The sequence below is a fragment of the Nocardia sp. NPDC057353 genome (assembly GCF_042667085.1).
GTDB lineage: Bacteria > Actinomycetota > Actinomycetes > Mycobacteriales > Mycobacteriaceae > Nocardia.
The window spans coordinates 83,350-96,773 of record NZ_JBHVAK010000023.1; the positions used below are offsets into that span (position 1 = coordinate 83,350).

Sequence of the window (13,424 nt, forward strand, 5' to 3'; positions counted from 1 at the left end):
AGCGGATCGACGATCAGACCTCGGCGAGTTCGCGCCGCGGCGCTACGGCGGCGCCGCGGTGCACGGTCCGCAGCGCGAGCGGGGCGGCCTCGGCCTCGGCCTCGCGCTGCCAGCGCGTCCAGAGCCGGTCGGCGTAGCTGTCGAAGCCGGGCACCGCGATGCCGGTGTGGCGCAGCCGGGCGCGCGTGGTGTCGTCGATGAACTCGGCGGGCACCCGGAGCTGGGCCGGGGCGTGCGCGGGGATGCCGAGCAGGTCCATCACGTGGTCGCGGAGCAGCGGGTAACCGGGAACCCTGGCGAGCTGGTCGAACAGGATCCCGCTACCGGGCAGCGCGATCCCGCGCGGGGCGCCCGCCGCGCGGGCCAGCGCCGCGTACAGGTCGGCGAAGCCCTGTCGGGCCGGGTTGACCAGGTGGAAGGTGCGGCTGTGCTGGCCGGGCCTGCGCACCAGCTCGGCCAGCGCGGAGGCGACGTAGTCGACCGGGACCACATTGGTGGTGCCCCAGTCCGGCAGGATGACCGGCAGCTCGGTGGGCAGCCCGGTGAGCCGGGCGATCGCGGCGAGGAAGGGGGCGGTGCCGCCGCCGTGATCCACCTCGCCGGTGCGCGAATCGCCGGAGAGGATGCCGGAGCGGAAGATCCGCCAGCGCACGTCGCGGGCGTGGCGCACCAGCCCCTCGGCGGCGAAGGCCAGCCGGTGCGCGGCGCAGGTGAGCGGCTGGCCGAGGTCGAAGTCGTCCTCGAAGAAGCGGCCGGGGTGCGCGCCCGCGACGGCGACCGAGGAGAGGTAGTTCAGCGTGGCGCCGAGCCGGGCGGCCGAGCCGAGGGTCCAGCGCAGCTCGGTCATGTGGTTCGCCTGCTCGGCGGTCGGGCTCGCCGGGCCGAGGTGCACGATGTGGTCGATCGCGGGGACGTCGCGCTGCGGCACCCTGACCCCGGCCGGGAGCGTGAGCAGGGTGGCGCCGGTGCGGTCGGTGGGGACGTGCACGACGGCGTCGCGGTCGGCGTCGAGCAGTTGCCGCACGACTCGCCCGCGCAGGAACTCGCTGCCGCCGGTGACGATGTAGGAAACCATGACTCCTCCGGGGTCGGCTGGTGTGGCGTGCGGAGGCGGCGGTGCCTCCTCGGGGTTCCCGCGCGATGTGACCCGGAGCACGGTACGAACCGTGCGGTGTGCGCGGCATCACACGGTGCAGAGGGTGTGCGACACCGGTTTCCGGGAAGTGTGCCTGCGGGGAACCGGATGCGGGGAAATCGGCCGGAGCTGTGCCTGCCGAGCCCCCGCGGGTGGAACGTCGTCGTCCCGACTGATAGTCGATGGTAATGGTGAGCCCGCACACGGGGCAATGTGATCTGTTACCGGACCCGGCTCCGGGCAGCGCGAATCAGCAAGTGCTACAGCGGATTACGAGAATTGTGTCGATCTCGTGTCAGGAGGGTCTGCGCTCGGCGAACTCCGCGTCCAGCTCGGCGAAGACCGCGGTGTTCAGCGCGAACGCGCGCTGCCCCTCGTCCAGCACCCGGCGCCGCTCCAGGTCGTCGAGCCGCAGGTCGTCCAGCAGGACGCGGTATTCGCGCTTGAACGCGGCCGGGTTCCGCACGCCCTCGAAGACGTAGAAGCGCACGCCGTCGCCGCGGTGCGGCAGGTCCCACTGCTTCTCGGCGAAGCCGCGGATCACCTGGCCGCCGGAGAGGTCGCCGAGGTAGCGGGTGTAGTGGTGCGCGATGTAGCCTGCGGGCCACTCCCTGGCGCACTCCTCGATGCGGGCGGCGTAGGCGGCCGTCGCGGGGAGCGGGGTGAGGCCGTCGCGCCAGTCCGGGCCGACCAGGTGCGTCAGGTCGCGCTCGAGCTCGGCGGTGCGGGCCAGCTCCGGCTTGATGAACGGCCCGGCGACCGGGTCTGCGGCGAGCTCGTCCCAGCGGCCCTCCAGCGCCCGGTACACGAACCACAGCTGGCCGGTGTAGCGCTGGTAGGAGTCGAGGCCGAGCATGCCGCCGAGCATGTCGGTCATGAAGCGGGAGTTCTCCGCCTCGGTGTGCTGCCGCTCGGTGGCGGTACGGATCTGAACGGAGAACGGAACCGTATCCGACATGAGCGGGCCTCCACCTCGACTCGCCGCCCGGCACCCGCCGGACGACCTGATTGACGCTTCGACGATACCGGGCGGCCCCGCGCGCCGCAGCAGCGTTGTGGACCGTCCCCGCCGCGCGGCGCCGACCCCGCCGCCGCGCTGTGCCGGATCAGCGTTTGCGGCGGAGCGAGATCTTCGGGCGCCGGACGATGGTCGGCTTGCGCAGCGCGCCGAAGCGCCGCAGGATCCGCGGCTTGCGCACGGTCCGGTCGACCCACTCGCCGAGCGTGACGCCCGCGGCCAGCGCGCAGCCGACGCCGATGGCGCCGAAGAGCTGGTTGAAGCCGAGCAGCAGCTGGTCGTTGAGCAGCCCGTACAGCCCCCGGTACAGCGCGAGGCCCGGCAGCAGCGGGGTGATCCCGGCGACCGCGACGACCAGCGGCGGCGTCAGCGCGCGCCGCGCCATGAGGCCACCGGCCAGCCCGACCACGACGGCCGCGAAGCCGGAGCCGGTCACCGGCCCGAAGCCGATGTGCCCGGCGACCATGTAGCAGATGGTGCCCGCCGCCCCGCTGAACGCCGCAGCGGCCAGCGCCCGCCGCTCCGCGTAGCAGGCCAGTGCGAAGGCGGCCGCCGCGACCGCGCCCGCGATGATCTGCACCGGCAGGTCGGTGAGCGCCCTGGCCGGGCTCATGTCCACCGGCAGCACCGGGGTCGCGATCACCTCGCCGACCCGCAGCGCCAGCGCGATCCCGGCGATGATCGCGCCGGTCATCATGACCACCTCGAGCATCCGCGCCGCGGCGGTGATCGGCGCCCCGGTTATCGCGTCCTGCACCGAGCCGACCAGCGACAACCCGGAGAGCAGCACGGTGATCCCGGCGGCGATGATCAGCGTCGGGTCGACCGTGAGGCCGAGCGGCCCGGCCACCGCGGCCAGCCCGACGGCGGGGGCGGCGGCCAGCGCACCGCCCACCATGTGCTGGAAGAAGAAGGGAAGGCCGTACCGGTTCAACAGCCGGTTGGTCCGGTCGATGGCGGCGGTGGTGAGGAAGGCGAGCAGCGCCACGATCGGGCCCGCGCCGAGCAGCGCGGCGATCGAGGCGGCCAGCAGCGACCAGCCCAGCGTGGCCGCCCAGCGCTGGTAGGGGTGCGGCGCGCCGGTGATGGCGTCCAGCGCGGCGCGCGCGTCGCCGGGTGGAACGACCTCCGAACGGATGCGGCGGGTCAGCCGGTCCACCGCGGCGAGCCGGGTGAAGTCCAGCGAGCGGTAGCGCACCACCCGCATGGTGCTGGCCGGTGGCAGCAGCGAGCCGCGGTCGGCCCAGATCCGGATGCTGTCGTAGGTGACGTCGACGTCCACCTTGGCCAGGCCGTAGGTGGCGGCGATGAACTGCACCTGGGTGGTGGTGTCGACCACGCCGGTGCCGGAGGCGAGCACCACCTCGCCGACCCGGACCGCCAGGTCGAGCACCTCGGTGACCTGGGCGTCGTCGCCGAGGTCGATGGGTTGCAGCGGGGCGGGCGCGGAGACGATGGTGTCGGCGGTGGCCTGCCGGTCGGCGACCAGCAGCCCGACCGCCTGGGACACCACCGGCGAGACCCGGCTGCGTCGGCGCCACGGCCCGCGCCGCCACCCGTGCTGCCTGGTACTCCGGCCGGTCGCGCCGCCCGCTGTCTCGTCGGCGCCGACGCCGCGCGAGAGCGCATCCACCGCGGATCCGCCACCGAGGACATCGGCGCGTGGGGCCCGGCCCGCGCCGCGACCATCGCGGGCGGGTCCGATTCCGGGAAAAGCTCCTCGCACCATGCCCGCGAAAATAGCCGCGTCCGCGCGGTCGCCGCATCCGCCCCCGTGCCGAAATGGCTTCGATCACACCCGGACCGGTCGGTGTCAGCGCAGATCACGCCGTCGAAAGCCGGTCATCCCCGCGGTCAGCAGAATCGTGGCGATCGCGAGCAGCCAGAGCAGCGGCTCGGCGGTGAACTCCCCGCCCGGCAGCTTCGGCGGGTGCGTGAACGGCACCAGGTCCATGACCCACTGCGGGAGCGCGTCCAGCGAGCCGACGAAGTAGAGCACGATCATGGTGCTGAGCACACCCCAGGCGAACGGCGCGAAGCGCGGCAGCAACCCGTACAGCGCGAACGCGATCCCGGTGACCACCCAGACCGCGGGCAGCTGCACCAGCGCCGCGGCGACCGTGGCGTCGAAGGTGTGCTCCGGGTCGGCGGTCTGCGGCGCGTACACCAGCCCGATGGCGGTGCTCGCGACGAGCAGGAGCAGCGCGGGCCCGGCGAGCGCGAAGCCCAGGTGCGCGGCGGCCAGCCAGGGGCGGCTCACCGCGCCCGCCAGCGCGGCCTCCATCCTGGCGCCGGTCTCCTCGTCGTGCAGCCGCAGCACCGCCGAGACCGAGTAGGCGGCGGCGACCGCGGCGAGCAGGGTGAGCGCGTAGGTGATGAAGGAGTCCTCGAGGGCCGAGGATCCGCCCATGCGGTCCATGAGCTCGCGCAGCGTGTCGTTGTCGCCGAGCATGTCGCCGATGCTGCCGACGGCGCCGCCGATCAGCAGCCCGTAGAGCGCGAACCCGACGGCCCAGCCGAGCAGCGCGCCGCGCTGCAGCCGGGCGGCCAGCCCGAAGGCGCCGGAGAGCGACTTCGTCGCGTCCGGGCGGCCCGGCCGCTCCGCGATGAGCCCGGCGCCGGTGTCGCGGCGGTCCAGCAGCGCGTAGGCGAACCCGATGGTGAAGACCGCGGCCGTGAGCAGCGGAAGCAGCACCCACCAGCGCTCCTGCGCGTACGGGCGGATCTGCAGGCACCAGCCGATGGGGGAGAACCAGGAGAGCACGCCATTGCCCGCGTCGCCCGCCGCGCGCAGGGCGAAGGCGGTGCCGAGCGCGGCGAAGGCGATGCCGCGCGCCACCCTGGCGCCGGTGCTCGCCTGGGCCGCTATCGCCGCGATCCCGGCCCAGACCAGCCCCGACGCCGCCAGCGACGCACCCCATGCCACCGACCCGGCGAGCGGCTCGCCGCTGCCGAGCAGCGAGAGCGCGCAGACCAGCCCGGCCAGCAGCGACCCGCCGCCGGTGAGCAGCAGCGCCGCGGTGAGCCCGGCGAAGCGGCCGATGCCGGTGGCGCCGATCAGCTCCGCGCGCCCGGTCTCCTCCTCGACCCTCGTGTGCCGGATGACGGTGAGGATCGTGGCGATGGCGATGACGGTGTACATCGCCCCCGCCTTCCAGGTACCGATCGAGCCGAGCGAGGTCCCGAAGACCGGGCCGTACATGGCCAGCAGCGCCGGGCTCGCCGCGGTGGTCGCGGCGAACTGGTCGAGCTGCTCCGGGGACGAGTACAGGTCTTTAACGCTGACCAGCTGGATCGCGGGCATGAGCCCGATGGTCAGCGCCCACAGCGGCGCGACGATCCGGTCCCGGCGCAGGGCGAGCAGGAACAGCCGCCGAGTACCGGTGAGATCGGCGAGCCGGGTAGGAGCTGCGATGCTCATGCCCTGACCTCCGCCCGGTCGCCGTCCGCGCTGTAGTGCCGGAGGAACAGCTCCTCCAGGGTGGGCGGCGCGCTGGTCAGGCTGCGCACCCCGGCATCGCCGAGCAGCCGGACGATCGCCCCCAAGTGCTCGCCGTCGACCTGCAACTTCAGCACCGAGCCGTCCCGCTGCACGTCCGCCACCCCGGGCAGCGCCGCCACGTCCCCGGGATCACCGGTCAGCTCGGCGGTGATCGAGGTCCGGCTCAGGTGCCGCATCTCGGCCAGCGACCCGCTCTCCACCGTCTTCCCGGCCCTGATGATGGTGACCCGCTCGCACAGCGCCTCCACCTCGGAGAGGATGTGGCTGGAGAGCAGCACGGTGCTCCCGCGCGCCCCCGCCTCCCGCACGCACTCCCGGAAGACCTGCTCCATGAGCGGGTCCAGCCCCGAGGTCGGCTCGTCGAGCAGCAGCAGCGGAACGTCGGAGGCGAAGGCCGAGATCAGCGCCACCTTCTGCCGGTTGCCCTTGGAGTAGGTGCGCGCCTTCTTGCGCGGGTCGAAGTCGAAGCGCTCGATCAGCTCCGCGCGACGGGCCACATCGATCCCGCCGCGCAGCCGGGCCAGCAGGTCGATGGTCTCGCCGCCCGACAGCGACGGCCACAGCGTGACGTCGCCGGGCACGTAGGCCAGTTCCCGGTGCAGCGCCACCGCGTCCCGCCACGGATCGCGGCCGAGCAGCGCGACCCGCCCCGAGGTGGCGCGCAGCAACCCGAGCAGCACCCGGATGGTGGTCGACTTGCCTGCTCCGTTGGGGCCGAGGAAGCCGTGGATCTCGCCCTCGGCGACGGACAGCTCCAGCCCGTCGAGCGCGGCCACGTGGCCGAAGGTCTTGCGCAGGCCCTCGATGTCGATAACGGACATCACTTCTCCTGTGTGAAGGAATCCAGAACGGTGGGGTCGGTGAGCAGGCCCTGGGTGTACATCTCCAGCGCCGGAACGGTGAGTTCGGCCATGAGGTCGCGCAGCGCCTGCCGATCGTCCAGATCGGGTTCGCGCCTGCGCCGCATGCGCAGGTAGAGCAGTGTGCCGCCGAGATTGAGCAGCATGAGGTAGCGGGCGCGGGCCGCCTCGTCCCGGCTGGGCTTGACGATTCCGGCCGCGACCGCCTGCTCGGTGTAGGCCACGGCGTCGTCGACCATGTGGTCGAAGAGCTGGTCGGCCAGCGGCCCGCCGTCCTCCAGGCTGCGCACCAGGTAGGCGAAGAGCGGCGCGAACTCGTCCAGCTCCGCCACCGCCGCGAGCATCCCGCCCGCGGTGTCGCCCCCGGTCAGCACGTGCAGTTTCTGATCGCGGACGAAGCCGAGCACGTAGTCGTCGCAGGCCCGGCGCAATCCCTCCTTGGAGCCGAAATGGTGGTTGACCAGGCCGGGGGAGACGCCCGCGCGGGCCGCGATGGCGCGTACCCCGACCCCGAAGCCGCTGTGCCCGAACTCCAGCACGGCCGCGTCCCGAATGCGGGCGGCGGTACTGAGGTCCGAGCGGTCGTTGAACACATGTTCAGTGTATTGAACAGTTGTTCAGTCCACAAGGGGCGCGACGCGGCGACACGATGTTCGTCACGGTTTGCCCGGCATCCTGCGGGCTATCGTCTGAGATATGGAGAGCGGCACGTCGACGACGACTGAGAACCCGGTGATCACGCACCTGCGCGGTGCTCTGGACGGTCCGTGGGGCGCCGTCCGGGAGGAGGCCAGGGCGGCGCTGGCGGACGACAAGTTCGCCGGCGACCCGACCCTCGACTACCACGCGGCCAGGACCAGGGTCCTGGAGCAGATGCGGGAGATCGTGAAGCTCGGCTTCGCGGACCGCAGCTTCCGCCGGGAGAACGGCGGCACCGGTGAGCCGGGCGCCGCGGTGGTCGGGCTGGAGATGCTGGCCTACGCCGACCTCTCGCTCTGGGTGAAGTCCGGCGTGCAGTGGGGGCTCTTCGGCGGCGCGGTGGAGAACCTCGGCACCGAGCGGCACCGCGAGTACGTCCGCAGGCTCATCTCGCTGGACCTGCTCGGCTGCTTCGCCATGACCGAGACCGGCCACGGCAGCGACGTGCAGAGCCTGGAGACCACCGCCACCTACGACCCGGAGACCCAGGAGTTCGTGGTGCACTCGCCGACCCCCTCGGCGCGCAAGGACTACATCGGCGGCGCCGCCGAGCACGCCACCATGGCCGCGGTCTTCGCGCAGCTGATCACCGGCGGCGAGAGCAAGGGCGTGCACTGCTTCCTGGTGCCGCTGCGCGACGAGGACGGCAACGACCTGCCCGGCGTCACCACCTCCGACGACGGCCTCAAGGGCGGGCTGCCCGGCGTCGACAATGGCCGCATCGTCTTCGACCAGGTGCGCATCCCGCGGGAGAACCTGCTCAACCGGTACGCCGACGTCACCCCGGACGGCGAGTACACCTCCGATATCGAGAACCCGAGCAGGCGCTTCTTCACCACGCTCGGCACCCTGGTCCGCGGCCGGATCAGCGTGGGCGGCGCGGCCGCCGCGGGCGCGCGGGTGGCGCTCAGCATCGCCGTCAAGTACGCGGTGCAGCGCAGGCAGTTCTCCGACCCGGACACCGGGGAGGAGGTCGTGCTCATGGACTACCGGGCACACCAGCGCAGGCTGATCCCGCTGATCGCCAAGTCCTACGCGCTGGCCTTCGCGCAGAACGACCTGGTGCGCCGGATGCACCTCATCCAGACCGGGCAGGACCTGGACACCAGCTCGCAGCGGGCGCTGGAGAAGCGCGCCGCCGGGCTCAAGGTGGCGCAGACCAGGCACGCCACCAGGGCCATCCAGGAGTGCCGGGAGGCCTGCGGCGGCGCGGGCTACCTCACCGAGAACCGGCTGGTGACGCTGAAGGCCGACACCGACGTCTTCACCACCTTCGAGGGCGACAACGTCGTGCTCACCCAGCTCGTCGCCAAGGAGCTGCTCACCGCCTACGCCGACGAGGTGCGCGATCTGGACGCGCTCGGCTGGGTGCGCTTCGTCGCCACCACCGCGGGCGACGTGGTGCGCAAGCGCTCCGGCGTGCGCCAGCTCATCCAGACGCTGCGCGACCGCGGCGACGACCCGGTGGACGAGGGCGACCTCGCCCGCCGCTCCACCCAGCTCTCGCTCTTCGCCGACCGCGAGGACTACCTGGTGCGCACCGCCGCGCACCGGCTCCGCGCCCGCGCGCAGGAGACCGGGCCGTTCGAGGCCTTCAACAACGCCCAGGACCACATCCTGACCGCCGGTACCGCGCACATCGACCGGCTGATCCTGGAGGCGTTCATCGAGGGCATCGCCGACATCGAGGACCCCGACGCCCGCGCCCTCGCCGAGACCGTCTGCGACCTGTACGTCTTCTCCACCCTGGAGGAGAACGCGGACTGGTACATCATGCACCGCTTCATGTCGGTCGAGCGGGCCAAGGCGGTCCGCCGCGGCGTCAACGAACTCGTCGACCGCCTCCGCCCCGACGTCGTCACCCTGGTCGACGCCATGGGCGTCCCCGACACCATGCTCCGCGCCGCCCTCCTCAGCGACGCCAGCGTCTACGACCGCACGCAGTAGTCCCCGCGCGGCCGGGCCTCGCACCGGAGGCCCGGCCCGCGGGTCAGGTCGCGACGGTGAGGATCAGGGTGACCACGAACCAGAGCACCCAGACGAAGGCGACGAACATGCCGAGGGCGAGGCCGGTGCGCATGACGGCCTGGCCGAAGTCGATGTCGCCGTGCTTGCGCGGGTACAGCTTCCACGGGCTGTACCAGGGGGACTGCACGGAGAGCAGGGGGAGTTTGGTGTCGGTGCCCGCCGCCTGCTCGGCGGCGTACGCCTCGGCCTGGGCCTGGTTCGGCCCGCCGTGCCAGAGCGTGATGTCGATCGGCCCGAGGAACCCCTCGTTCAGCAACTCCTGCGGGGCGGGCAGGTAGGGCAGGATGCCGAGGCCGCGGAAGGCGACGGCGACGTCGTTCGCGGTCCAGAGGTGCTTCTCCTGGACCGCCAGCGTCTGGAAGTAGTGCCGCAGCCGCTCCGGGTCGTCACCGAGGATGACGTCGAAACTCGGGTCGCTCCATCCCTGTTCGACCGAGACGTCCGCGCCACGCATCGGGACGACGAGCGCCAGCCCGTGCACCACCCGCTGCCCGAGCCCGCGCGCGGAGAGCCAGTCCTGCAGGGCGAAGGTGTGCTCGCGCGAGCGCTCCAGCGGGGTGCGCCGGTCCCGGCCCTCCATCGCGGCCGGTTCGCCGTCGATGGTCCACGGCCCGTTCAGCGGGATGCGCAGCACCCCGTTCTGCCGCGCGGTGAGCGCCTCGGCCTCGATGATCACGCAGCTGGTCGGCGTCCAGATCACCGCGTCCAGCGGGAAGAGCCGATTGGTGTGGAACAGGCTGACATTCAGCGTGGCGACGCCGTGCGGGCTGCGCGGGTCCTTCCAGGTGCGCAGCCAGTCGAGCAGGGCGCGCTCGGCTTCGCTGCCCCCGGAGTTCTGCATGCGGACGAGCATTCGAGAGAACCGCCCTTCGCGTCGAAAGTGACGGGTTCGAAATTACCGGGGGTCCTCCGCCGCGACAACGCCGGAGCGGATGGCCGCGGTCAGCTCGGCGTGGTCGGCCTCGGTGCGGTCGGCGTAGCGGACCGCGAAGTTCTCGATCGCGGTGTCGAACTCCTCGTCGTCGCCGAGGTACCCGGCGAGCAGCCGCGGGTCGAGCGAGCGGGTGTGCGCCCTGGCCAGCAGGGCACCGGCCAGCCTGCCGTAGTCGTCCAGGTCCTGGCTGGTGAGCCCGGCCGGGTCGATGCTGCCCTTGAGGTTGCGGAACTGCCGCACGATGAAGGGCAGCTCGGTGCCGGTCCCGTCCGGGTCGAACGAGGTCCAGCCGAGCAGGATGTCGGTGTCGACCTGGACCAGCCTGGCGCCCTGCACGATTCGCTCGCCGTCGTGCGCGGGCGTCGCCACCGGCAGGAACGGCGCGAGCGAGGACGGGATCGCCTGCTTCACCTGCAGCACCAGCGACTCGCCGTGGTTGCCGTGCAGCAGCGCGACGTAGCTGCGCAGCCCGACGCTCCCGGTCCCGACGATCCGGAAGGCCACGTCGGAGAGCGCGAACCGGGAGAGCAGGGTGCGCCGCGATTCGCGCAGCGAGGCGCCGTACCGCTCCAGCCCGCCGAGCACCGCCTCGCGCACCGACTCCTCGACCCGGGTCAGCATCGGCGGATCGCTGACGAAGCGGTGCCTGCGCAGCCCGGCGCCGTGCTCGTCGCTCTCCTGCACCCACTTGGCGACCACCTTGGCGCTGGTGTTCTTGCGCGCCTTCTTCGCGGCCTTCTCGAAGTCGTCGATCAGCCCGTGCGCCTGCGCGCGCTCCAGCACCGACTCGTCCGGCAGCGCGCACCAGGACTGCATGAAAGGCTGGTCAGCCATCTCGTCGATGGTTCTGCGGTAGGAGCGCGCGGCGTCCCTGGCTGCGGTCCGGCAGTCGTCCTCGCTCGCCCCCGCCACCCGGCCCGCCAGCACCAGGCTGGCGGCGAGCCGCTCCAGGTCCCACTCCCACGGGCCGTCGACGGTCTCGTCGAAGTCGTTGATGTCCATGATGATCTCGCCGGAGGCGCTGCCGTAGAGCCCGAAGTTGGCGGCGTGCGCGTCGCCGCAGAGCTGCGCGGTGAGCCCGCTGTCCGGGCCGCCCGCCAGGTCGGCGGCCATCAGCCCGGCCGCGCCCCGGTAGAAGCTGAACGGCGACGCCGCCATCCGCCCCATCCGCAGCGGGATCAGGTGCGCCAGCCGCCCGCGGTTGCTGCGCTCGACGAAGTCGAGCACCGCGGGCCGGTGCGCACCGGCGGCGGGACGGTCCCTGGCCACGAGCGGCGTCCGCTGCCGCAGCGCGCGGCCGCGCTCGCGCATCTCCGCGGCGGTGCAGTACGTGCGCAGGTCGAGCAGCTCATCGGACACGAAGGAATACGCTAGCCGGTTGCCGGGCTTCCGGCGCCGCACGGCGCGGTGCCCGCCCGGAACGTCCGGTTCGGCCGGTGCCGCCGAGATGATCTTCCGCACATTCCGCCGCGACGCCCACCCGGAAACACCGGCCCGGCCGTGGCGCGGTGGCCGCCGGTGCGGTAAGCACGGGGCGTGACGAGCGACCGGATCCTCACCGTGCCCAACGTGCTGAGCGTGCTGCGGCTGGTCGGCGTCCCGGTCTTCCTCTGGCTGCTGCTGGTGCAACACGCCGACGGCTGGGCCTTCGCGCTGCTGATCGCCAGCGGCATCACCGACTTCCTGGACGGCAAGCTGGCCCGGCTGCTCGACCAGTCCTCGAAGCTCGGCGCGCTGCTCGACCCCTTCGTCGACCGGCTCTTCCTGGTGACCACGCTGGCCGCCTTCGTGCTGCGCGACCTGCTCCCGCTCTGGGTGGCGCTGCTGCTGGTCGGCCGCGACCTGGTCCTGACCGCCACCCTGCCGATCTACCGGCGCCGCGAGCTGCCCCCGCCCGAGGTGATCTACCTGGGCAAGGCCGCCACCTTTGCGCTCATGTCGGCGCTGCCCTGGCTGCTCGCCGGGGAGATGGACTGGCCCGCCGACGGTTTCGGACGGGCCTTCGGCGGGGCACTGTTGATCTGGGGCACGGCCGTGTACGTCTGGACCGGCCTGCTCTACCTCGGGAAGGCCGTCGCCGTGGCGAGGGCGATCCCGCCGGTGGCGGGCGCCGGACCTCGCATAGAGTTGCCCCGACGTTCACGACGAAAGGACGGCCCGTGACCCTGACTCCGGAGGATCTGCGCTACACCGAGGAGCACGAGTGGGTGCGCCGGGTCGCCCCGGCGCGGGTCCGGGTCGGGATCACCGACTATGCCCAGTCACAACTGGGTGACGTCGTGTTCGTGCAGTTGCCCGAGGTCGACAAGGAGGTCGCCGCGGGCGACGGCATCGCGGAGGTGGAGTCCACCAAGAGCGTCTCCGACATCTACGCCCCGCTGGCCGCGAGAATCGTTGCGGTGAACGAGGATCTGGGGTCGGCCCCGGAGACGCTGAACAGCGACCCGTACGACGCCGGGTGGCTCTTCGAGCTGGAGGTCGCCGACCCGGGCGGCCTCGACGAAACGCTCGGGGAACTGCTCGACGCGGAGGGTTACCGAGGAGTTATCGGGGGCTGATCCGGCCTTCCCGGTTCTCCCTGCACAGCGACACCCTGGCAGGGTACGGTCGATGCCAACGCCATCGGCCGTCGCCGAGTGCGAGAATCCGGCGTCGCGACACGCTCGTGTCGGACATGGCTTCACCTGCTTGCATGGATAATCAGGTTCGAGGAGGAGAGAAACGGTGAGCGAGAACAATGACCCGGGTTACGGGGAGAGCGCGGCCGAGACCACGTCGGTCTTCCGCGCGGATTTCCTGAACGAGGTCGACGCGTCGCGCTCCGCAGAGCCGGCAGGCGAACAGCCGGTGCAGGGGGTCGAGGGGCTGCCCGTCGGGGCTGCCCTCCTGGTCGTCAAGCGGGGTCCCAACGCGGGTTCGCGGTTCCTGCTGGACCAGCCGACCACGTCGGCGGGCCGGCATCCGGACAGCGACATCTTTCTCGACGACGTCACCGTGAGCCGTCGGCACGCCGAGTTCCGGCAGGACGACGATTCGTTCCAGGTGGTCGACGTCGGCAGCCTGAACGGCACCTACGTGAACCGGGAGCCGGTCGACTCCTCGGAGCTGCAGAACGGCGACGAGGTGCAGATCGGCAAGTTCCGTCTGGTCTTCCTCACCGGGCCGCGCGCCTCGGTGAACGAGCCGTCGACGGGCGCGGGCAGCCTGTGAGATCGGCGGCGCCGGGTCCGGGCGGTGCGGTACCGCCC

The 13,424-nt window shown here is 72.2% G+C and carries 12 protein-coding genes; 4 read left to right on the forward strand and 8 right to left on the reverse strand.

Annotation, left to right across the window (positions count from 1 at the left end; genetic code table 11):
- Window positions 1–13: 13 nt before the first annotated feature.
- The 6 genes from ACFUUZ_RS14760 to ACFUUZ_RS14785 form a co-directional block, all read right to left on the reverse strand.
- A complete protein-coding gene (locus tag ACFUUZ_RS14760) occupies window positions 14–1,075 on the reverse strand; it encodes an SDR family oxidoreductase (RefSeq protein ID WP_378696252.1) in 1,062 nt (353 codons plus the stop codon).
- Between the two features lie 355 nt (window positions 1,076–1,430).
- On the reverse strand, window positions 1,431–2,093 hold the full coding sequence (locus ACFUUZ_RS14765) for a heme oxygenase (biliverdin-producing) (RefSeq protein ID WP_378696254.1): 663 nt from the start codon (window positions 2,091–2,093) through the stop codon (window positions 1,431–1,433).
- A 148-nt stretch (window positions 2,094–2,241) separates the two neighbouring features.
- Window positions 2,242–3,663: a threonine/serine exporter ThrE family protein gene (locus ACFUUZ_RS14770; protein WP_378696278.1), complete on the reverse strand. Its 1,422-nt coding sequence runs from the start codon at window positions 3,661–3,663 to the stop codon at window positions 2,242–2,244.
- A gap of 303 nt (window positions 3,664–3,966) precedes the next feature.
- Window positions 3,967–5,574, reverse strand: a complete 1,608-nt coding sequence (locus ACFUUZ_RS14775) for an ABC transporter permease (protein WP_378696256.1) — start codon at window positions 5,572–5,574, stop codon at window positions 3,967–3,969.
- The gene (locus ACFUUZ_RS14780) at window positions 5,571–6,476 is read right to left on the reverse strand and encodes an ATP-binding cassette domain-containing protein (RefSeq protein ID WP_378696258.1); all 906 of its coding nucleotides are present in this window, start codon (window positions 6,474–6,476) and stop codon (window positions 5,571–5,573) included. The genes ACFUUZ_RS14775 and ACFUUZ_RS14780 overlap by 4 nt, the downstream gene beginning before the upstream one ends.
- A complete protein-coding gene (locus ACFUUZ_RS14785) occupies window positions 6,476–7,108 on the reverse strand; it encodes a TetR family transcriptional regulator (RefSeq protein WP_378696260.1) in 633 nt (210 codons plus the stop codon). Before ACFUUZ_RS14785 ends, ACFUUZ_RS14780 begins: the two co-directional genes overlap by 1 nt.
- A 103-nt stretch (window positions 7,109–7,211) precedes the next feature.
- On the opposite strand from ACFUUZ_RS14785, the gene ACFUUZ_RS14790 reads away from it, so the two are divergent.
- On the forward strand, window positions 7,212–9,161 hold the full coding sequence (locus ACFUUZ_RS14790) for an acyl-CoA dehydrogenase (RefSeq protein ID WP_378696262.1): 1,950 nt from the start codon (window positions 7,212–7,214) through the stop codon (window positions 9,159–9,161).
- A 43-nt stretch (window positions 9,162–9,204) separates the two neighbouring features.
- On the opposite strand, the gene ACFUUZ_RS14795 is transcribed toward ACFUUZ_RS14790, so the two are convergent.
- Both ACFUUZ_RS14795 and ACFUUZ_RS14800 read right to left on the reverse strand, forming a co-directional pair.
- A complete protein-coding gene (locus tag ACFUUZ_RS14795) occupies window positions 9,205–10,083 on the reverse strand; it encodes a nuclease-related domain-containing protein (protein ID WP_378696264.1) in 879 nt (292 codons plus the stop codon).
- Window positions 10,084–10,137: 54 nt separating this feature from the next.
- Window positions 10,138–11,487 (reverse strand): DUF2252 domain-containing protein, encoded by a 1,350-nt coding sequence (locus ACFUUZ_RS14800; RefSeq protein ID WP_378696280.1) that lies wholly within the window; start codon window positions 11,485–11,487, stop codon window positions 10,138–10,140.
- Window positions 11,488–11,712: 225 nt separating this feature from the next.
- Between ACFUUZ_RS14800 and ACFUUZ_RS14805 the strand changes: the two genes are divergently transcribed.
- The 3 genes from ACFUUZ_RS14805 (at window position 11,713) to garA (ending at window position 13,386) form a co-directional block, all read left to right on the forward strand.
- Window positions 11,713–12,339, forward strand: a complete 627-nt coding sequence (locus ACFUUZ_RS14805) for a CDP-alcohol phosphatidyltransferase family protein (protein ID WP_378696266.1) — start codon at window positions 11,713–11,715, stop codon at window positions 12,337–12,339.
- Complete coding sequence (gene gcvH, locus ACFUUZ_RS14810; protein ID WP_378696268.1) at window positions 12,336–12,734, forward strand: glycine cleavage system protein GcvH; 399 nt, start codon at window positions 12,336–12,338, stop codon at window positions 12,732–12,734. Before ACFUUZ_RS14805 ends, gcvH begins: the two co-directional genes overlap by 4 nt.
- Window positions 12,735–12,900: 166 nt before the next feature.
- Window positions 12,901–13,386, forward strand: coding sequence for a glycogen accumulation regulator GarA (gene garA, locus ACFUUZ_RS14815; protein WP_378696270.1), 486 nt, complete (start codon window positions 12,901–12,903; stop codon window positions 13,384–13,386).
- Window positions 13,387–13,424: the final 38 nt, after the last annotated feature.

Coding starts and splice junctions, on each gene's coding strand:
- ACFUUZ_RS14765 (WP_378696254.1), bottom strand. CDS start 2,093: ATGTCGGATACGGTTCCGTTCTCCGTTCAGATCCGTACCGCCACCGAG.
- ACFUUZ_RS14790 (WP_378696262.1), top strand. CDS start 7,212: ATGGAGAGCGGCACGTCGACGACGACTGAGAACCCGGTGATCACGCAC.
- ACFUUZ_RS14780 (WP_378696258.1), bottom strand. CDS start 6,476: ATGTCCGTTATCGACATCGAGGGCCTGCGCAAGACCTTCGGCCACGTG.
- ACFUUZ_RS14795 (WP_378696264.1), bottom strand. CDS start 10,083: ATGCAGAACTCCGGGGGCAGCGAAGCCGAGCGCGCCCTGCTCGACTGG.
- ACFUUZ_RS14800 (WP_378696280.1), bottom strand. CDS start 11,487: ATGCGCGAGCGCGGCCGCGCGCTGCGGCAGCGGACGCCGCTCGTGGCC.
- ACFUUZ_RS14775 (WP_378696256.1), bottom strand. CDS start 5,574: ATGAGCATCGCAGCTCCTACCCGGCTCGCCGATCTCACCGGTACTCGG.
- ACFUUZ_RS14760 (WP_378696252.1), bottom strand. CDS start 1,075: ATGGTTTCCTACATCGTCACCGGCGGCAGCGAGTTCCTGCGCGGGCGA.